The organism is Micromonospora sp. NPDC005257, from assembly GCF_042872445.1.
Classification (GTDB): Bacteria; Actinomycetota; Actinomycetes; order Mycobacteriales; family Micromonosporaceae; genus Micromonospora.
In genome coordinates this window covers 186,767-204,172 of the sequence record NZ_JBIAKL010000007.1, presented here as the reverse complement: position 1 = coordinate 204,172, position 17,406 = coordinate 186,767, and the positions used below count along the sequence as shown (strand labels likewise).

The window sequence follows — 17,406 nt, the reverse complement described above, 5'->3', positions numbered from 1 at the left end:
CGCAGCGGTCCGTACCCGTCGCCGTCCGGCGACAGACAGGACGAACCCGTGGCGCCCCGCCGAATCACCGCACGCGACCGGTCGCGTCGCGTACTGTCCCAGAACTTTCTCGCCGACCCGGCCGCCGTCGCGCTGATGGTCCGCGCGGTCCGGCCCGGCCCGGACGACCTGCTGCTGGAGGTCGGCGCCGGGCGCGGCCGGCTGACCCGGCCACTCGCCGCGCGGTGCGGGCGGCTGATCGCGTACGAGGTCGACCCGGCAGTGCTGCCGGAGCTGACGGCGGCCTGCGCCCCGCTGCCGAACATCGAGGTACGGGCGGCCGACTTCCTGGCCGCGTCCCCGCCCGCCGGGTCGTTCTCGGTGGCCGGCAACATCCCCTGGTCACTCACCGCGGCGGTGGTCAGATGGTGCCTGGCCGCACCCGGACTGCGTACCGCGACGCTGCTCACCCAGCTCGACTACGCCCGAAAGCGCACCGGCGACCACGGCCGGTGGAGCAGGCTCACCGTGCTCACCTGGCCCGAGTACCACTGGCGGCTGGGCGGGCGGGTGCCCCGGGCCGCGTTCCGGCCGGTGCCGGGCGTCGACGGGGGCATCCTGCGGCTGGAGCGCCGGAGCACGCCCCTCGTGGCGCCGGCCGCGCTGCCCGCGTACCGGCGGATGGTGGAGCTGGGCTTCGGCGGAGTCGGCGGCTCGCTCGCGGCCTCGCTGCGCGCGGCCCATCCCCGGCGGCGCGTCGACGGCGCGTTGCGGGCCGCGCGGATCGCGCCGGACACCCCGGTCGGGCTGGTCTGGCCGGAGCAGTGGCTGGTGCTGTTCCGCCTGCTGCACGCGCGGAAGGGCCCCTACTCCACGCCTCCGGCATAGGGGCCGCGCACCTGCCGGTCAGGCGTCGGCCAGCACGATCAGCGCCTCGCCCAGCTCGGCGGCGGAGTGGATCCAGCCCCGTGAGTTCGATCGTGCTCGCCCCATTCGTCCGGCATTACCGGCTGCCGTGACGCCCGGATCTGGCCGATGTGAATGTACTTGAGGTGTGACTGGCGCTCTCTGTTGCGGCGAGCGGCGTCGACGGGTTACCTGCGGACAGCGGTCAGGCACCAGGTGGCATAGGTAAGGGTGACGTCGCCGTCGACCGCGGCGGCGACCGTCGACAGGATCTCGGCGAGTTTGTTTGGTGGCATGCTCGCGAGGCCGCCGGAAGTCGGGATGAGTTCGAGTAGTTGGTCGCGGGTGTAGGTGCGCTGCCAGTCGTAGCGGCGGATCTCGGGTTCGGCGAAGCAACTGGACGTGCGGACTCCCTCGGCGGCGCGGTCGTAGAGGGCGCGATAGCCGTCGAGGATGGAGCCGGACGGTTGGCGGTAGGGCAGGTCGGGCGCGGCTCGTCGCAGCCCTTCAGCGAACGCTACGGCAATCGGCGGCGGCAGTTCGTAGACGTGGCCGAACGGTGCGAGGACGCCGCCCGGGCGCAGTATCTCGGCTGCCTTGGCGGCTCCGGCGGCGGGGTCGACCCAGTGCCAGGCTGTGCCGGAGACGATCGCGTCGAAGGTGCGGCCGGCCGGTTCCCACGTCTCGAACGTCGCGACCTCGACGTCGATGCCGCTCGCGCGGGCGAAGTCGGCCATCCGGGGGTCGGGCTCGACGCCGAGGACCGTGCGCCCGGCAGCGCGGAACTGGCGGGCTTCGATCCCGGTTCCGCAACCGGCGTCGAGGAACGCGGGGCCCGGTGCGGCGGCGACGATGTGCTCGATCAGCGCGTTCGGATACGGCGACCGACTGCGGTCGTAGCGTCCTGGATCGCTTCCGAACGACTCTGCGATGCGGCGTGCTTCGTGAGGGTGCGGCGGTAGAGTGGCCATGTGCCCACTCTAGTGGGCGATTGCCCATTAGAAAGCTGGAGCATTCATGCCGACCGGCGTAGCTCTACGCGATCCGCGTCAGCAACTGTTCGACGCGGCCGCGAGGGTGCTCACCCGCGGCGGCGTCACGGCGCTGACCAGCCGCGCGGTCACCGACGAGGCCGACGTTGCCAAGGGCGTGCTGCATCGGCATTTCGCCGACTTCGACGCGTTCCTGGTCGATCTGGTGCTCGACCGCATCGCGCGAGTCGAGGCGCAAGGTGCCGCGCTTCGCGAGGCGGCCGGGACCGGGACCGTTGCCGGCAACCTCACCGACGCGATGTTCGAGCTCTTCGAGCCGGTCATGTCCGCGATCATCGTGCTCACCATCGCCCGCGACGAGCTGCGCAACCGCCTGCGCGCAACTGGCACCGCCCGGTTCCCCCTGGTCGGCGAGGCGGTCGCCGCGGTGGCCGGCTATTTGGCAGCCGAACGCGACCGTGGCCGGCTCGCCGCCGACGCGGAGGTGCAGGTGCTGGCGCCGAGCCTGATCGGCGTCGTGCAGTTGCTGTTCACCGAGCACCGCGGCGAGCCGCCAGTCGAAGAGGTGTACAACGTCGTGGCGAGCGTCCTGCGCTGACGCAGTATGCCGCAGCGGACATCGGCTCACTCTCGTGTCGCGATCCGGTGCGCTACCAGGCGGTCACTCGTGACTCATGGTCAACGGCGGCATTGGAGTACTTGGCTCTGCATCGAGACCCGTACGCCGACACCGGGTAGTGCAGAGAACGTTCTCCTGGCCCAGCGGATCAGGTCCTCCCGGGAGACCGGGTAGTCCAAGCCGGCCAGGAACTCCCGCAACTGCGCACCGGTGACGGGCATGCCGCCGGGCTACCCGCTGGGCCCGGCGGCATGCCCCGCCGCCGGGTCCGGGCCGCGGTTTGTCGCGGCGGGGCCCGGGTAGCCGCGAACATGCTGGTACAGCGGCTCGGCGCGCCGAGCGACTTCGACCCCTTGCTGGACCGCGTGCGGGACGCCCGGGTGGTGATGATCGGCGAGGCGACGCACGGCAGCTACGACTACTACCGGCTGCGGGAACAGCTGACCCGGCGGCTCGTCGCCGAGCAGGGGTTCGACTTCGTGGCGGTGGAGGGGGACTGGCCGGACTGCGACCGGGTGCACCGATCGGTGGTGGGCGCGCCGGGCGGACTCGCCGATCCGCTCCTCGCGCTGGAACGGTTCGAACGCTGGCCCACCTGGATGTGGGCGAACGCCGAGGTGGCCCGCTTCTGCCGCTGGATGCGGGCGTGGAACCTGGAACGCCCGGAGGGGGAGCGGGCCGGCTTCCATGGTCTGGACGTGTATTCCCTCTGGGAGTCGATGCAGGCCATCTTCGACTACCTCGGTGAGGAGGACCCGACCTCGCTGGAGGCTGCCCAGGAGGCGTACCGCTGCTTCGAGCCGTACGGCAGGCGGGCCGAGGAGTACGCGTCGGCCAGCCGGTTCGTCTCCGCCCGGTGCGAGGAGGAGGTGGTCCGGCTGCTGGCGCGTACCCGGGAACAGGCCGTCGCGGACGGTGCGGACCGCTTCTCGGCCTGGCAGAACGCGGAGGTCGTGGCCGGCGCGGAGCGGTACTACCGGGCCATGCTCGGCGGCGGCCCCGAGTCGTGGAACGTGCGGGACGTGCACATGGCCGACACGCTCGACCGCCTGCTCGACCGGTACGGGCCGGGCTCGCGGGGCATCGTGTGGGCGCACAACACACACGTCGGCGACGCCCGGGCCACCGACATGGCGGCCGACGGAATGGTCAACATCGGGCAGCTCGGCCGGGAACGGCACGGCCGGGAGGCGGTGGCGCTGATCGGCTTCGGCAGTTGGCGCGGCAGCGTCGTGGCGGCGCCGCGCTGGGGCTCACCCGCCGAGACGATGGTGGTGCCACCGTCCCGGGCGGGTTCGGTGGAGCACCGGCTGCACGAGCTGATGCCGGACCGGGCGGTGCTCGTCTTCGGCGGTGACGACCAGCCGGAATGGGTGACCGAAGAGGCCGACCACCGGGCGATCGGGGTGGTGTACGAGCCGAGCTTCGAGTCGTGGGGCAACTACGTGCCGACCCGGCTGGGTGAGCGGTACGACGCGTTCATCTGGTGTGACGAGACGACGGCGCTGCACCCGCTGCCGACGCGCGTGACCCCGGGCGAGATGGAGACGTATCCGGCGGGGATGTGACCGGGTGGGGCCACGTCGGACCCCACCCGGTACGGCTCACACCTGCGCGTGCCGCTTGTCGGCGAGGTGGGCGCGCAGCCCCTCACCCTCGATGTCCACGTTGGGCAGGATCTTGTTCAGCCAGCGCGGCAGCCACCAGGCGGCGTTGTTGAGCAGCGACATCACCGCCGGCACGATCGTCATGCGGACCACGAACGCGTCGATGGCGACACCGATCGCGAGCGCGAAGCCCATCGACTTGATGATCGGGTCCTCCAGGAAGACGAAGCCGCCGAACACCGAGATCATGATGAGCGCGGCGGCGGTGACCACCCGGGCGCCGTGCCCCATGCCGTTGATGGTGGCCTGCTGGGCGGTGTCGCCGTGCACGAAGTCCTCGCGCATCCGGGAGACCAGGAAGACCTCGTAGTCCATGGCCAGGCCGAACAGGATGCCGATGAGCAGGATCGGCAGGAAGCTGACCAGCGGGGCCGGGGTGTCCAGGCCGACCAGGTCGGCCAGGTGGCCCTGCTGGAACACCGCGACGGTGATGCCGAACGTGGCCGCCACGGTGAGCAGGAAGCCCAGCGCCGCCTTGACCGGCACCAGAATCGACCGGAACACCAGCATCAGCAGCAGGATCGACAGGCCCACCACCAGCAGCAGGTAGACCGGCAGCGCGTCGGAGAGCTTCTCCGACACGTCGATGCCGACCGCTGTGACGCCGGTGAGCAGCACGTCGACGTCCTGGATGCCGGAGACCTGCTTGCGGATGTCGTGCACCACCGTCTCGGTGGCCTCGTCGGTCGGCCCGGACTTCGGGATCACCCCGATCAGCGCGGTACGCCCCGACGGGTCGACCTGCGGCGGGGCCACCGCCAGCACCCCGTCGGTCTTCTGGATCAGCGCGGTCACCTGCGGGATGGCGCCCTGGGTGGCCTGCGGCGAGTCGGCAGTCACCACGACGGCGAGCCGGCCGGTGAAGCCGGGACCGAAGCCCTCGCGGATCAGGTCGCTGCTGACCCGGGCCGGGGTGCCCTCGGCGGCGGCGGAGGCGTCCGGCAGCGCCAGGCGCATGTCCTGCGCCGGGAGCGCGAGCAGGCCGAGGCCGAGCAGCCCGACCAGGATCACCGGGATGCGCAGCCTGGTCACCCACCGCGCCCAGCGGAAGCCGAAGCCGGAGCGGTCCTCCGAGCCGGTGGTCGGGTCCTCGACCGCCTTGCGGTCACGCAGCTTGCGCGGCAGGACCTTGTGGCCGGCGAAACCGAGCAGCGCCGGGGCCAGCGTGATCGCCACCAGCACGGCCACGGTGACCGTGCCTGCGGCGGCCAGGCCCATCACGGTGAGGAACGGGATGCCCACCACGGCCAGGCCGGCGAGCGCCACCACGACCGTCGCGCCGGCGAAGACCACAGCCGAGCCGGCCGTGCCGACCGCGCGGCCGACCGCCTCCTCCGGAGAGAGGCCGTCGAGCAGGTTCTGCCGGTGCCGGGAGGTGATGAACAACGAGTAGTCGATGCCGACAGCGAGGCCGAGCATCAGCGCCAGGATCGGCGCGGTGCTGGTCAGCTCGACCGCGCCGCTGAGCGCGAACAGGCCGGCCATGCCGACGCCGACACCGATCAGCGCGTTCAGCATGGTCATCCCGGCCGCCACGAGCGAGCCGAACGTGATCACCAGGACGATCGCCGCGACCAGCACGCCGATCGCCTCGGTCGAGCCGACCTCCGGCTCACCGTTCAGCACCTCGCCGCCGGGGGCGATCTGCCAGCCCTGCGCCTCGGCCTGCGCGCCGACCTTCTCGTACGCGTCGCGCTGCTCGTCGGTGACCTCGTCCGCCCCACCGGCGAACTGCACCTGGATCAGCGCGTACCGGCCGTCGGGGGTGAGCGCCTGCGCCTGGTACGGGTCGACCGCGCCGACCACGCCGGGCAGCGTGGCCGCCTCCTGCGTGACCTGCGTGACCACCGCTTGTCCGGCGGGTGAGGTGAGGGCGCCGTCCTGCGGCGCCTTGATCGCGATCGTGCCGGTGGCGCCACTCGCCGCCGGGAAGCGGTCGGCGAGCAGGTCGATCGCCTTCTGCGACTCGGTGCCCGGCATGGTGAAGTTGCTCGCCGTCGGGCCCCTCAGCGTGGCCGCTGCCAGGCCGAGTCCGACGAGTACGACGAGCCAGACGACGGCGACGAGTCGCCGTCGGCGCAGGGATGCCCGGCCGAGCCGGTACAGCAGGGTCGCCATGGACCTTCCTTGTCCTCGGGTTCGGATCAGGTGGTGACTTCGAGCGCGCGGTACGCCACGGCGAGCAGCGCGGGACGGAGCTGCTCGTCGGGGATGTCCAGGAACTCGCCGCAGGTCTCGGCGATGCCGGCGAGCACGACCAGGGCCGCGACGCGGGCCTCCGGACGGTCGGAGAAGCCGGCGAACGCCGCGACCAGCCGTTCGGAGATCTGCTGGATGTGCGTGAACGTGGGTTGCTGGAGCAGGTCGGAGAACTCGCCCCGGAGCAGCGCGATCTCGCGGCGGAAGCGGACCGCCAGGTCGACGAAGCCCTCGGCCGCGACGCCTTGGGCCTCGGCGCCGGTGTGCGCGGCGATCCGGGCGTCCAGCTCCTCCAGCATCGCGATGGCCGGGGCCATCAGCTCGCAGAGCAGGGCGTCCTTGCTGGCGAAGTGGTAGAGCACCGTCGCCTTGGAACAGCCGACATCACGGGCGATGTCCTGCAGTGAGGTGCCCTTGTACCCGGTGAGGGCGAACCGGCGAGCGGCCGCTGCCAGCAGCTCGTCGTGGGTGGCGGTGGTCGGTCGCGCCATGTCCTCCAGCATGCCTGACCGATCGGTCAGGTGCTGACCGATCGGTCAGATCCGGTCCGTGGTGTTCGCCACAATGACCGGTCTGTGCAGGTCAGGACGGTGTGCCGGTCCAGTCGGCGAGCCATTCCCCGGACCAGGTGAGCGCGCCGGAGCGCAGGTCGGCGACGAGCCGGCGTACCCAGTCCAGCTCGGCGCGGAGCAGCGCCAGCTGGTACTCGTCCTCGATCAGGAAGAGCCGGGGCAGCTCTACCCCGGCCAGCGCGGCCTCACGCTCGCGCAACCGTGCCTCGATGGCGCCGACCCGCTGGTCGAGCCGCCGGGCCGCCTCCTCGGGCGGCAGGATCGGCAGGAACGACAGGGCGGCGGGGAACTCCGGGAACTCCCGGGCGGGGGTGGCGAGCGCGTCGGCGAGCCACCCGTCGAGCGTGCGCCGGCCGGCCGGCGTGAGCGCGTACACGGTGCGCTCCGGCCGCCCCTCCTCGCGCCTGGTCTCGGCCACCCGGATCAGCTCGTCGCGGCGCAGCCGCTCGATGGTCTGGTAGATGCTGTTGCGCTGCGCGACGTTCACCACGTCCTGCTTCTCCCGCTCCCGGATGAGCTGCTGCATCCGGTACGCGTGCATCGGCTCCTCGACCAGGAGGGCCAGCACCATCATCGCCAGCGGCGAGCGACGAACCGTCATGGCACCACCCTAGGTGCCCCCTGTCGCGCCATAGTCATTTTATGTATAGTCATGGAATGACTAACTCTCTCGTCGTCGGTGCCGGACTGGCCGGCCCGGTTGCCGCCATGGCGCTGCGGCGCGCCGGCATCGACGCCTCCGTGTACGAGGCTTATCCGCGGGACGCGATCGGGGTGGGCGCGTTCCTGACGCTGTCGGCCAACGGGCTCGACGCGCTGCGCGCGATCGAACTCGACGGCCTGGTGGCCGGGCTCGGACACCCGACGCCCCGGATGCTCATGCACAACCACAGAGGGCGCCGGCTCGCCGAGTTCGGGGTGCCCGGCAGCCGTACGGTCGGCCGCTCCGACCTCTACCGGGCGCTGCGCGACGAGGCGCTGCGCCGGGGCGTCGAGTTCGTCCACGGCGCGCGGCTGACCGGCGCCGAGACGACTGACGGCGGGGTGACGGCCCGGTTCGCCGACGGCCGTACCGCCCGCGGTGACCTGCTGGTCGGCGCCGATGGGCTGCGCTCCCGGGTCCGCACGCTGATCGACCCGGCCGCGCCCGCGCCGCGCTACGTGCCGCTGCTGAACGCCGGTGGCTTCGCCCGGGGGCTGCGCCTGCCCGACGAGCGCGGCGTGATGCAGATGATGTTCGGCCGGCGCTGCTTCTTCTGCTGGATCGTGGTGGGGGAGGACGAGGTCTGGTGGTTCGCCAACCCGCCGCAGCCGGTCGAGCCGAGCCGGGAGCGGCCCGCGGCGACCGACCCGGACGAGGCCCGGTCCCGGCTGCGGGCGCTGCTCGCCGGCGACCCGGGACCGGCGACGCGGATCCTCGACCACACCGAGCGGATCGAGTACGGCTGGCCCACGTACGACCTGCCCTCGGTGCCGGTCTGGCACCGCGACCGCATGATCGTGATCGGCGACGCGGCGCACACCGCCGCCCCCTCCTCCGGCCAGGGCGCGGCGATGGCCTTCGAGGACGCCGTCCAGCTCGCCCGCTGCCTGCGCGACCTGCCGGACGTGCCGGCCGCGTTCCGGGCCTACGAGCGGCTGCGCCGCGACCGGGTGCAGCGGGTGGTCGCGCAGGGGCGGCGGACCAGCACCACGAAGGTCGCCGGCCCGGTCGGGCGGCTGATCCGGGACCTGGGCATGCCACTGGCCGCCCGTTACCTGGCGCGCGACGGCGGCGCCGCCCAGGCCTGGCTGTTCGACCACCACATCGACTGGGCCGAGCGGGTGCCGGACTGAGTCAGGCCGGTGGGCGGCCGTGCGTGCGGTCGTACTCGGCCCGGGCCGCGCTGATCGCCTCGCGGTGCCGCTCGGCCCAGCTCGTCAGCGCCACCAGCGACTCGTACAGCTCCCGGGCCATCGGGGTGGCGGTGTACTCCACCTTCGGCGGCACGGTGGGATGCGCCTGCCGGTGCAGCAGCCCGTCCCGCTCCAGGTTGCGCAGCGTCAGCGTCAACATCCGGCGGCTGATCCCCTCGACCCGGCGCTCCAACTCGGTGAAGCGGATCGGGCCGGCCGAGGCGGCGATCAGGATGCCGATGGCCCACTTGCCGCCGACCCGGTCCAGCGCCTCCCGCACGGTGCAGGCGCTCGCCTGCTCCGCAGGGCCTGCTCCGCACCGGTCCGCCTCCGCCTCACCCACCTCCCGATCGTCTCAGGTGCGGGCCGCCGGGACGCGCGGGACGCCGTGTCGGGGTTGCCGAGCCGGGCCCGGCCCGGGATGGTGGTCCGATGGCCGCCGCTGACGAGACCCGTGCCGGAGTGTCGCTGACCAACCTCGACCAGCCGCTGTTCGACGGCGCCGGGGCGACCAAACGCGACCTGGTCGACTACCTCGACGCGGTGGGCGACCGGATCCTGCCGGAGCTGCGGGACCGGCCGTTGTCGGTGCTGCGGGTGCGGCCCGGCCAGGAGCCGTTCATGCAGAAGAACCTGCCGAAGTACACGCCCGACTGGGTCCGCCGCACCGAGGTGTGGGCGGAGGCGTCGCACCGGAAGATCTCGTACGCCCTCTGCGACGACCGGCGGACGCTGCTCTGGTTCGCCAACCAGCGGGCGGTGGAGTACCACCCGACGCTGGCCCGCACCGGGGCGCCCGAGCACCCGACCCACCTGGTGCTCGACCTCGACCCGCCGGAGGGGGACGCGTTCGGCGCCGTGGTGCGGGTCGCGCTGCTGGTGCGCCAGGCGCTCGCCGACGCCGGGCTGGCCGGCGCGGTGAAGACGAGCGGGGCGAAAGGACTGCACGTGATCGTGCCGGTGGATCCGGCCACCACGGCGGAGGAGGCCGCCGCCGCGACCCGGGCGCTCGCCGCCCGTACCGAACGGCTCGACCCGGCGGCCGCGACCACCGCGTTCATCGTCGCCGACCGCGGCGGCCGCGTCTTCGTCGACTCCACCCGGGCGTACGGGGCGACAGTGGTGGCCGCCTACAGCCCTCGGATCCGGCCCGGCGCCCCGGTGTCGTACCCGGTGGGCTGGACCGACTTGGAGAGCGCGAGCCCGGCCGACTTCACCGTGCGGACCGTGCCCGCGCTGCTCGGTGACCGGGATCCCTGGGCGGAGGCGCTGCCCGCGCCGCAGCGGCTGCCTGCGGACCTGGTCGAGCAGGGTCGGACGATTCCGGTGGCCCGGGTGCAGGCGATGCACGAGGGCAAGCGCCGCGCGAAGGCCCGCCGCGAGGCCGGGTGAGGGTTGCTCAGGTGGCCCGGGACACGACGAAGGCCCTCGACCGGGCTGGTCAAGGGCCTTGCGGTGATCGCGGTTTGCTGGCAAGTGTGCCCCCGGCAGGATTCGAACCTGCGCCCCCGCCTCCGGAGGGCGGTGCTCTATCCCCTGAGCTACGGGGGCTCAGCGACCCGAGAAGAGTAGCAAACCCCCTCCCGGATCACCGAATCGGTACCCCTGCGAGTCGATCTTCGTCGGTCAGGCGGCGGCGACGGCGCGACCGCAGCTCGGCAGCGGGTGCAGCACGACCCGCCGGGGCAGCCGGCGCGGCCACTCGTTGCGCGGCCACGAGCCGTCCACGATCAGGTGCACCGTGCGTTCCTCGGCGCCGCTGAGCCGCAGGACGAAGTCCCGGGGCAGTGGCGGGTCCACCGACGGTGTGGTGACCATGAACCGCACCCGTCCCCGTGAGGAGACCGCCGAGACCACGTCGGCGGCGGGCATGGTGCCGCGCAGGCGTACCCGGCCGATCCAGTAGACCTCGGCGGCGTGCTCCTGGGCCGCCCGCGTGATCGCCGGGTACTCGCCGCGTACCCAGCGCTCGACCGCGCCGACGCACAGGCCGCAGGCCCGCTCGCGCGGCTCGCGGGGCCCGAGCCCCCAGGCCCGCAGGTACGCCCCGACGGTGCCGGCGTCCATCGTCAGCCCGAACCGGCGCTCGATGAGGACGGTCAGGCTCTGCCGTGTCCAGAGCTCCTCGTCGAGGCCGAACTCGTCGGGGTGGATCCCCCGGAGCACGTCGATGAGTTCGAGTTCCTGTTCGCGGCTGAGCGTTCCCGGCTCGCCCTGCCGCAGTCCGCGACGGACGGCTGCCACCGCTCCGTCACCGCCGATGGTGTGGCGTCGGCACCAGCTGGTCACCGACCGCCCTGCGTCTCTGAGTGCAACCCCCACGTCTTGGGCAACGAGCCCGAATCACAACTGGTCACGCATAAGGCAGCAACCTTCTCGTTCCTAACTTAGGACTCATATAGAAGCCAACGGACAAAAGGGGCATTCTACCCGGCCGTACATGACGACGTGTACGACGCTCGTAGCTCCGGGTGTAGCGGATGTGCCTAGCGTGTCTCCACTGCACTGAGGAGGTCACCCGATGCCATACATCGTTGGAGCGGTAGTCCTGGTAGGGGCAATCGCGATGCTGAACCTGATCTTTACCCTTGGCGTCGTTCGTCGCCTCCGGGAGCACTCGCAGCTGCTCGCGCAGCCACACGGCGGCACCGGCTCGAACGAGGGCCTGTTCCCGGCGGGCGAGCGGATCGACGACTTCACCGCCCACACCGTGCAAGGTGCGGTGGTCAACCGGGCCATGCTCCCCCGGGGGGCTGTCGTCGCCTTCTTCTCACCGAACTGCCAGCCGTGCATCGAAAAGGTGCCCGACTTCATCGAGTACGCGTCCGCGCAGCCGGACGGCCCGTCCCGCGTCTTCGCCGTGGTCGCGGCGGCGGACGACTTCGAGACGAAGGACATGGTCCGGCAGCTGTCGCCCGTCGCGACGGTGCTGGCGGCCAAGGGTGGGCAGCCGATGCTCGACGTCTTCAAGGGCAGCGGCTTCCCTGCCATCTACGTGATGGGCGACGCCGGGGTCGTGGAGTCGGGCGGGCACACGCTCTCCCACCTCCCCGTGCTGGCGTCCGCGCGACGCTGACCACGGCCCCCGGTGCTCGTGGGAACACGGAAGACCCGGTGAGGACATCACTGGCGGCGGTGCGGCTCGCGTGGCGGGCCGCACCGGCGTTCGTCCTCTGTTACGGATGCGTGGTTTTCGGACAGGCCGGCGTGCCGGTGGCAGCCGCCTGGCTGATGAAGCAGTTGATCGACGAGATCGATCCGCGCTTCGGCGCGGGCGACCACACGGTGGCGGTGGCCCTGGCGCTGACCGGGGTCGGAGTGCTGGCGGCGCTCCTGCCGCAGCTCGAACGGTTTCTCGGCGAGCACCTCGGCCGCGCGACCGGCCTGCTGGCGCAGGACCGGCTCTATGCTGCGCTCGACACCTTCTCGGGATTGAGACGCTTCGAGGATCCCGCGTTCCAGGATCGATTGCGGCTGGCCCAGCAGGCGGCCGGCGTCACGTCGACCCAACTTGTCAGCGACCTGTTCGGCATCGTCGCCAAGGTGCTGACCCTCGCGGGTTTCGTCACCGCTCTCTCCCTGATCAGTCCCATGATGGTCGGGTTCGTGATCGCCGCTGTCGTCCCGGTGCTGCTGGCCGAGCTGAAACTGGCCCGCCAGCGGGCGGTCCTGGCATGGGGGCTCAGCCCGGTCGAACGGCGGGAACTGTTCTTCAGCGGGCTGCTCTCCAGCCTGGAGGCGGCGACGGAGATCCGGTTGTTCAACATCGGGTCGTTCCTGCGTCGACGGATGCTCGGTGAGCGGACGATCGCCAATCGGGCCCGGAGCGCTCAGGAGAGACGTGAGCTCCGCACCCAGGCCCTGCTGGCGGTCCTCGCCGCTGCGGTCTCCGGTGGGGGACTGCTGTGGGCCGTCGCGCGGGCGCGCGCCGGTGTGTTCTCGGTCGGCGACCTGACGCTCTTCGTGACCAGCGTCGGCGGTGTCCAGACCGCACTGAGCGCGGCGGTGCTGGTCGTCGCCAGGAGCAATCAGCAACTGATGCTGTTCCGGCATTACCAGGACGTCATCGATGCGGAGCCCGACTTGCCGGTGCCGGCCGGCCCCGTCCCGATCACCGCACTACGTCGGGGCATCGAACTGCGCGACGTCTGGTTCCGATACGCCGACGACCACCCGTGGGTCCTCCGGGGCGTCAACCTCTTCATCCCACAGGGCGCTGTGCTGGGTCTGGTCGGCCGCAACGGGGCGGGCAAGAGCACCCTGGTCAAACTTCTGTGCCGGTTCTACGACCCGACGAGGGGAGAGATCCTCTGGGACGGCGTCGACCTGCGCCAGTACGACCCGCGGGCCCTGCGTGAGCGGATCTCCGCGCTGTTCCAGGACTTCATGCACTACGACCTGTCGGCGGCGGAGAACGTAGCCATCGGTGACATACGGCGGCTCGGTGACCGGGATGCGATCCAGGAGGCGAGCCGCGTGGCCGGCTCACACGCGGCCCTCGCCGCACTGCCCCGTGGTTACGACACGCTGCTCACGCGGATGTTCCGCAACTTCGGTGAGGAGGAGGAAGCGCAGAGCGGCGTGCTTCTCTCCGGCGGCCAGTGGCAGCGGATCGCGCTGGCGCGCGCCATGTTCCGGGGCCGGCGCGACCTGATGATCCTCGACGAGCCCAGCGCGGGTCTGGACGCTGTCGCCGAACACGAGGTGAACGATCTGGTGAGACGGCACCGGACGGGCGCAACCGCAGTGCTGATCTCGCACCGCATGAGTTCGCTACGCGACGCCGACGTGCTGGCGGTGCTGCGTGACGGGTGCATCACCGAACTCGGTAGCCACGAGGAACTGGTCGGCCGGGGTGGCGAATACGCGGAGCTCTACGAGACGCAGGCGTCGGGCTACTCGGACATGCAGAGATCTCCTAGTTAGGACACGACACATGCAGTACGTAGAAGTTCTCGGACGAACGGTCCTGGCGCTCGTGTTCGTCGCATCGGCAGTCGGCAAGATCAAGAGTGGTGCCGCCTTCGTGGCCTTCCGGAAGGGCCTGGCGGACATGCGCGTGTTGCCGAAGGCCGTCGTGCCGACCGTGGCTGTCGCGGTAGTGGTCGGCGAGATCATCACCGTGGTGCTGCTCGGCCTCCCGAGCGCTGGCACGGGCACGGCGGGGTTCGTGCTCGCCATCGTTCTGCTCGCGTCGTTCACCGCGGCGATCGGTCTGGTGCTGGCCCGCGGCACTCGCGTCGCCTGTCCCTGCTTCGGCGGCTCCGCTGTCGACTTCGGCCGCCGGCACCTCGTCCGGAACGGGCTGCTGCTGGCCATCGGGTTCGCCGGGCTGGTCGGCGGGGCGAGCGACGCGCCGCTCGCACTGCCCGCCGTGCTGCTCTCCATCGGTGGCGCGGTGGTGATCGCGGTGGTCGTGGTGGCGTTCGAAGACATCGCCGAGGTCCTGGCGCCGTCGCCCGGAGCGGGAGCCCGATGACCGGGCTGTGGCTTGCGGTGCCGGTGTGCGTCGCAGTGGGCGCAGTCGTCCTCGCTCGCCGGCGGCTGCTGCTGGTGCAGGTGCAGGGCCAGAGCATGGAGCCGACGCTTCGGGCAGGCAGCCGCGTTCTGGCGCGTCGGATGCGAGGCGCCAGGCCGGTGGCGGGCCAGGTCGTGGTGGTAGGCCAACCGCCGCCCTGGCGTTCGGTCGACTCATGGCAGGCAGGTGTTCGGGTCGGTCCGGAGGGATTCTGGCCGGCCGGCGAGTCCGAGCCGGACAAGAAGTGGATCGTCAAGCGAGTGGCGGCCACCGAAGGGGAGCCGGTGCCGCCGGAGTTCCGTCAGTGGCGCTCGGCGCTCGGCGCCGTGGTGCCCGCCGGGCAGATGTTGGTGCTCGGTGACAATCCGGATCGGAGCTTCGACTCACGTCGATTCGGCTACGTGGCGACCGAATCAGTGCTGGGCGTTGTCCTCGGATCGCCTTGATGGACCGAATACAGAAGGCTCTGTGCATTTGCTGGCGCAGTCGTTGTACCAAGCCCGTCTAATCTCGAGGAAATCCCCCAGGAGAAGGAGGAAAATGTGAGGAATACCCTGGAGCGTCTCGGCGCGCGAATGCTCGGCCGGGTCGTCCCGAAGGTTCCGGCGCAGGCGAAGGTCTGTGCCTGCGACCCGGGGTCCTGCTACTGCCGCAACTACTCGCTCCGCGAAGCCTGCTGCTGCAAGGCGGACTGCCTGACCCACTACTGCAAGTGCCTGACGTCGGTCTGCGGTCCCTGGTAGTAGGCAGAAAAGAAGCGGGCCGCTCATCCGATGGAAGGAGCGGCCCGCTTCCTTTGCTCGTCAGCGGCAGCCGTTGATGGGGCAGTAGCAGTAGGTCGTCACGCAATCGCTGTTGCACCTGCACCGGACGGTGCCACTGGTGCACCACGTCGACCCCGGATCGCACCCGCACACCTTGGCGACGGCCACGACGCGGGGGACTACCCGGCTCAGTGCCTGGTCCGCCATCCGGGTGAGCATTGCGGTCATTGTGGCCTCCATCTGATCGCGGATGTTGATGCCGACAGGCTATTCCTTTCCCATACAGCGATCGTGACAGATGTCGTACATTCAGCTGTCGTTAGCTGACCTTGTGCTTGGAGAGGTCGGAGGCGAAAACCCGGACGAGATCCGGCAGGTCGAAATAGCCGGGTGCCGGTGTCTCCAGCAGGTGGAAATCGATAAGGGTTTCCAGCTCCGAGGGGCCGATCTGGAGCGTGGACCGGGAGCCTCCCGGCCTGAACAGATGGGCGATGTCCGACTGCCGGAAGCGCGTGGGAAACAAGGCCAGCCGGCTCAGCAATTCGATGGCGGCCGGCTGCTCCGCTGCCAGTTCGTCGAGCGCGGAACGGAGATATTCCCGCAGCGAGGACTCGCCGAGCCGGAGGCCCTCAAGGCGGCCACAGCCATCTTTCAGGCTGTCCCGCAACATGGCGACCGACCAATTCGGCCGGCTGGCCAGCCGCGCTGCTGCGGCGCGGAGCACCAGCGGGATCCCGCCGCAGAGTCGTACGATCTCGGCCGCCGCTCGTTGATCGGCACGTATCACGGCGGGGTCGACCAGTGATCCGAGCAGCCGAAGGCCGTCGGCGTCGTCCAGTGGACCCAGTCGCGTCTGGCGACCCGCCTGGGTGAGCGCGAACTCGCGTGAACTCGTGACGATCGCGGACGAACCCGGGTACGCGGGCAGCAGCGCGACCACTGAGCTCTCGCAGACGGCGTTGTCGATCACGATCAGGAGACGATGGGAGGCGAGGACGGATCGAAGCAGGCAGGTCGCTTCGGAGAGGGTGGCGTCGGATGGGACGTCCCGACCGAGGCTCCTCAGCAGATGCCGGACGGCGTGAAGCGTCGTGGTCGAGGTGTGCGGCGAGCCGCATTCCCGGAGATTGACGTACAACTGGCCGTCCGGAAACGCGTCGCGCAGCCCGTGAGCGACGCGGCTGGCCAGCGCCGACTTCCCGGTCCCGAGCGGCCCCCGGATCAGGGCGACCATCGGCGCGTCGGTGTCGGCTGCCGTCATCGCCTCCCTCAGCAGCCGCTCCTCCTTCTCCCGCCCGACGAAGGGAACGGGCGGCGCTGGCACCTGGAGCGGTATGGGGCGTGAACCTTCGTCCGCGGCGGGCCGGCCGGCGCTCTGCCGCCCCCGCGCGTGATCCGGCGGAGTCCCGTACCGTCCGCTCGCAGCGTCTGCGGGCGGCCCGACCGATGTCTGATCAGCGAGCGCCGAGGCGGCGGGCAGGTCCCTCCGCAGGATCGAACGCTGCAGCTCGACCAGTTCGTCGCCGGGCTCGATACCGAGCTGATCGACAAGTGTCCGGCGTGCCCTCGCGTAGGTCTCGAGCGCCTCGCCGGCCGCGCCACTGCAGTACTGGGCCAGCATCAACTGCTGCCAGAGCCGTTCCCGCAGCGGGTGCTCAGCAGTCAGCCGGAGAAGCTCGGGGATGAGCTCGGCGTACCGGCCCAGGCCCAGCCAGGCATCGGCGCGTTCCTCCAGGGCGATCGTCCGTGACTCGTCAAGCGAATCCAGCGCGCTGCCGAGCCAGCCGCTGCGCGGCAGCCCTTCCCCGGCCGCTCCGGTCCAGAGCTGCAGAGCCTCACCGAGGGAACTCGCGGCGTCCGACAACCTGCCCGAGGCGGTAGCCGCCCGGGCGCGAGCCGTCAGTTCCTCGAACTGGCTGAGGTCCAGCAGGTGAGGCGGCACATTGAGCCGGTATCCGAGGCGGATGGTGGTCAGGCTGATGCCCGCGTTCCCGGTGGATCGCAGCGAATGCCGGATCGCTGTGGCGTATGTCCGCAGATTTTCCAAGGCCGAAGCCGGCCGTTCTTCGGGCCACAGCGCGCTTACCAGGCGATCGGTTGGCATGACCGAGTTGGGATCCAGCATCAACGCCGCGAGCAGCTGTTTCGGCTTGATGCCTGCGGGGGCGGATGACGTGCCCTCCACGAGCACGTCGATCGGCCCCAGAATTTTTAGTTGAACGTTCACTTGCCCCCCGTTGCGTCCGGCCCTCTGTAAGCGGCCAGCTACAGGATAGGTCAGGATCGACGTCCGG

18 protein-coding genes and 1 tRNA gene are annotated in these 17,406 nt (G+C 70.9%); 10 read left to right on the top strand and 9 right to left on the bottom strand.

Annotated elements, in window-relative coordinates:
* The first annotated feature begins 48 nt into the window (after positions 1-48).
* Positions 49-867: an ErmE/ErmH/ErmO/ErmR family 23S rRNA (adenine(2058)-N(6))-methyltransferase gene (erm, locus tag ACFYO8_RS17065; RefSeq protein ID WP_355094359.1), complete on the top strand. Its 819-nt coding sequence runs from the start codon at positions 49-51 to the stop codon at positions 865-867.
* A 206-nt stretch (positions 868-1,073) separates the two neighbouring features.
* Here the strand turns inward: erm and ACFYO8_RS17060 are convergent, their stop codons facing one another.
* Complete coding sequence (locus ACFYO8_RS17060; RefSeq protein ID WP_354871411.1) at positions 1,074-1,856, bottom strand: class I SAM-dependent methyltransferase; 783 nt, start codon at positions 1,854-1,856, stop codon at positions 1,074-1,076.
* Between the two features lie 46 nt (positions 1,857-1,902).
* On the opposite strand from ACFYO8_RS17060, the gene ACFYO8_RS17055 reads away from it, so the two are divergent.
* Positions 1,903-2,475 carry a TetR family transcriptional regulator gene (locus tag ACFYO8_RS17055; RefSeq protein WP_354871408.1) on the top strand — a complete coding sequence of 191 codons (573 nt, stop codon included), beginning with the start codon at positions 1,903-1,905 and terminating at the stop codon, positions 2,473-2,475.
* An 80-nt stretch (positions 2,476-2,555) separates the two neighbouring features.
* On the opposite strand, the gene ACFYO8_RS17050 is transcribed toward ACFYO8_RS17055, so the two are convergent.
* Positions 2,556-2,717, bottom strand: a complete 162-nt coding sequence (locus ACFYO8_RS17050; protein WP_354871406.1) for a DUF2795 domain-containing protein — start codon at positions 2,715-2,717, stop codon at positions 2,556-2,558.
* Between the two features lie 90 nt (positions 2,718-2,807).
* On the opposite strand from ACFYO8_RS17050, the gene ACFYO8_RS17045 reads away from it, so the two are divergent.
* Positions 2,808-4,064, top strand: coding sequence for an erythromycin esterase family protein (locus ACFYO8_RS17045; RefSeq protein ID WP_354871404.1), 1,257 nt, complete (start codon positions 2,808-2,810; stop codon positions 4,062-4,064).
* Between the two features lie 36 nt (positions 4,065-4,100).
* Here the strand turns inward: ACFYO8_RS17045 and ACFYO8_RS17040 are convergent, their stop codons facing one another.
* From ACFYO8_RS17040 to ACFYO8_RS17030, 3 genes are all read right to left on the bottom strand, one after another.
* Complete coding sequence (locus ACFYO8_RS17040) at positions 4,101-6,281, bottom strand: MMPL family transporter (RefSeq protein WP_354871402.1); 2,181 nt, start codon at positions 6,279-6,281, stop codon at positions 4,101-4,103.
* 26 nt (positions 6,282-6,307) lie between these two features.
* Positions 6,308-6,853: a TetR/AcrR family transcriptional regulator gene (locus ACFYO8_RS17035; protein ID WP_354871400.1), complete on the bottom strand. Its 546-nt coding sequence runs from the start codon at positions 6,851-6,853 to the stop codon at positions 6,308-6,310.
* A 91-nt stretch (positions 6,854-6,944) separates the two neighbouring features.
* Complete coding sequence (locus ACFYO8_RS17030; protein WP_355094365.1) at positions 6,945-7,535, bottom strand: helix-turn-helix transcriptional regulator; 591 nt, start codon at positions 7,533-7,535, stop codon at positions 6,945-6,947.
* 56 nt (positions 7,536-7,591) lie between these two features.
* Here ACFYO8_RS17030 and ACFYO8_RS17025 point away from each other — a divergent pair, with 56 nt between their 5' ends.
* Complete coding sequence (locus tag ACFYO8_RS17025; RefSeq protein WP_354871395.1) at positions 7,592-8,770, top strand: FAD-dependent monooxygenase; 1,179 nt, start codon at positions 7,592-7,594, stop codon at positions 8,768-8,770.
* Between the two features lies 1 nt (position 8,771).
* Here ACFYO8_RS17025 and ACFYO8_RS17020 read toward each other — a convergent pair whose 3' ends face one another.
* Positions 8,772-9,173, bottom strand: coding sequence for a helix-turn-helix domain-containing protein (locus tag ACFYO8_RS17020; protein WP_355094367.1), 402 nt, complete (start codon positions 9,171-9,173; stop codon positions 8,772-8,774).
* A gap of 89 nt (positions 9,174-9,262) precedes the next feature.
* Between ACFYO8_RS17020 and ligD the strand changes: the two genes are divergently transcribed.
* Positions 9,263-10,222: a non-homologous end-joining DNA ligase gene (gene ligD, locus ACFYO8_RS17015; RefSeq protein WP_354871390.1), complete on the top strand. Its 960-nt coding sequence runs from the start codon at positions 9,263-9,265 to the stop codon at positions 10,220-10,222.
* Positions 10,223-10,309: 87 nt separating this feature from the next.
* On the opposite strand, the gene ACFYO8_RS17010 is transcribed toward ligD, so the two are convergent.
* A tRNA-Arg gene (locus ACFYO8_RS17010) sits at positions 10,310-10,381 on the bottom strand.
* Positions 10,382-10,456: 75 nt separating this feature from the next.
* Complete coding sequence (locus tag ACFYO8_RS17005; RefSeq protein ID WP_354871387.1) at positions 10,457-11,152, bottom strand: winged helix-turn-helix domain-containing protein; 696 nt, start codon at positions 11,150-11,152, stop codon at positions 10,457-10,459.
* Positions 11,153-11,396: 244 nt separating this feature from the next.
* On the opposite strand from ACFYO8_RS17005, the gene ACFYO8_RS17000 reads away from it, so the two are divergent.
* The 5 genes from ACFYO8_RS17000 (at position 11,397) to ACFYO8_RS16980 (ending at position 15,091) form a co-directional block, all read left to right on the top strand.
* A complete protein-coding gene (locus ACFYO8_RS17000; protein WP_354871385.1) occupies positions 11,397-11,906 on the top strand; it encodes a hypothetical protein in 510 nt (169 codons plus the stop codon).
* Positions 11,907-11,944: 38 nt separating this feature from the next.
* Entirely contained in the window at positions 11,945-13,756 is a 1,812-nt protein-coding gene (locus ACFYO8_RS16995) for an ABC transporter ATP-binding protein (RefSeq protein WP_357708275.1), read from the top strand.
* Positions 13,757-13,766: 10 nt separating this feature from the next.
* The gene (locus ACFYO8_RS16990) at positions 13,767-14,309 is read left to right on the top strand and encodes a MauE/DoxX family redox-associated membrane protein (protein ID WP_354871380.1); all 543 of its coding nucleotides are present in this window, start codon (positions 13,767-13,769) and stop codon (positions 14,307-14,309) included.
* Positions 14,306-14,794 carry a S26 family signal peptidase gene (locus ACFYO8_RS16985; RefSeq protein WP_354871377.1) on the top strand — a complete coding sequence of 163 codons (489 nt, stop codon included), beginning with the start codon at positions 14,306-14,308 and terminating at the stop codon, positions 14,792-14,794. Before ACFYO8_RS16990 ends, ACFYO8_RS16985 begins: the two co-directional genes overlap by 4 nt.
* Before the next feature lie 96 nt (positions 14,795-14,890).
* On the top strand, positions 14,891-15,091 hold the full coding sequence (locus ACFYO8_RS16980) for a hypothetical protein (protein WP_354871374.1): 201 nt from the start codon (positions 14,891-14,893) through the stop codon (positions 15,089-15,091).
* A gap of 340 nt (positions 15,092-15,431) precedes the next feature.
* On the opposite strand, the gene ACFYO8_RS16975 is transcribed toward ACFYO8_RS16980, so the two are convergent.
* Positions 15,432-17,339 (bottom strand): BTAD domain-containing putative transcriptional regulator, encoded by a 1,908-nt coding sequence (locus ACFYO8_RS16975; RefSeq protein ID WP_354871371.1) that lies wholly within the window; start codon positions 17,337-17,339, stop codon positions 15,432-15,434.
* Positions 17,340-17,406 lie beyond the last annotated feature (67 nt).

Coding starts and splice junctions, on each gene's coding strand:
- ACFYO8_RS17045 (WP_354871404.1), top strand. CDS start 2,808: ATGCTGGTACAGCGGCTCGGCGCGCCGAGCGACTTCGACCCCTTGCTG.
- ACFYO8_RS16985 (WP_354871377.1), top strand. CDS start 14,306: ATGACCGGGCTGTGGCTTGCGGTGCCGGTGTGCGTCGCAGTGGGCGCA.
- ACFYO8_RS17030 (WP_355094365.1), bottom strand. CDS start 7,535: ATGACGGTTCGTCGCTCGCCGCTGGCGATGATGGTGCTGGCCCTCCTG.
- ligD (WP_354871390.1), top strand. CDS start 9,263: ATGGCCGCCGCTGACGAGACCCGTGCCGGAGTGTCGCTGACCAACCTC.
- ACFYO8_RS17055 (WP_354871408.1), top strand. CDS start 1,903: ATGCCGACCGGCGTAGCTCTACGCGATCCGCGTCAGCAACTGTTCGAC.
- ACFYO8_RS17040 (WP_354871402.1), bottom strand. CDS start 6,281: ATGGCGACCCTGCTGTACCGGCTCGGCCGGGCATCCCTGCGCCGACGG.
- ACFYO8_RS17050 (WP_354871406.1), bottom strand. CDS start 2,717: ATGCCCGTCACCGGTGCGCAGTTGCGGGAGTTCCTGGCCGGCTTGGAC.
- ACFYO8_RS16990 (WP_354871380.1), top strand. CDS start 13,767: ATGCAGTACGTAGAAGTTCTCGGACGAACGGTCCTGGCGCTCGTGTTC.
- ACFYO8_RS17025 (WP_354871395.1), top strand. CDS start 7,592: ATGACTAACTCTCTCGTCGTCGGTGCCGGACTGGCCGGCCCGGTTGCC.
- ACFYO8_RS17000 (WP_354871385.1), top strand. CDS start 11,397: ATGCTGAACCTGATCTTTACCCTTGGCGTCGTTCGTCGCCTCCGGGAG.
- ACFYO8_RS17035 (WP_354871400.1), bottom strand. CDS start 6,853: ATGGCGCGACCGACCACCGCCACCCACGACGAGCTGCTGGCAGCGGCC.
- ACFYO8_RS17060 (WP_354871411.1), bottom strand. CDS start 1,856: ATGGCCACTCTACCGCCGCACCCTCACGAAGCACGCCGCATCGCAGAG.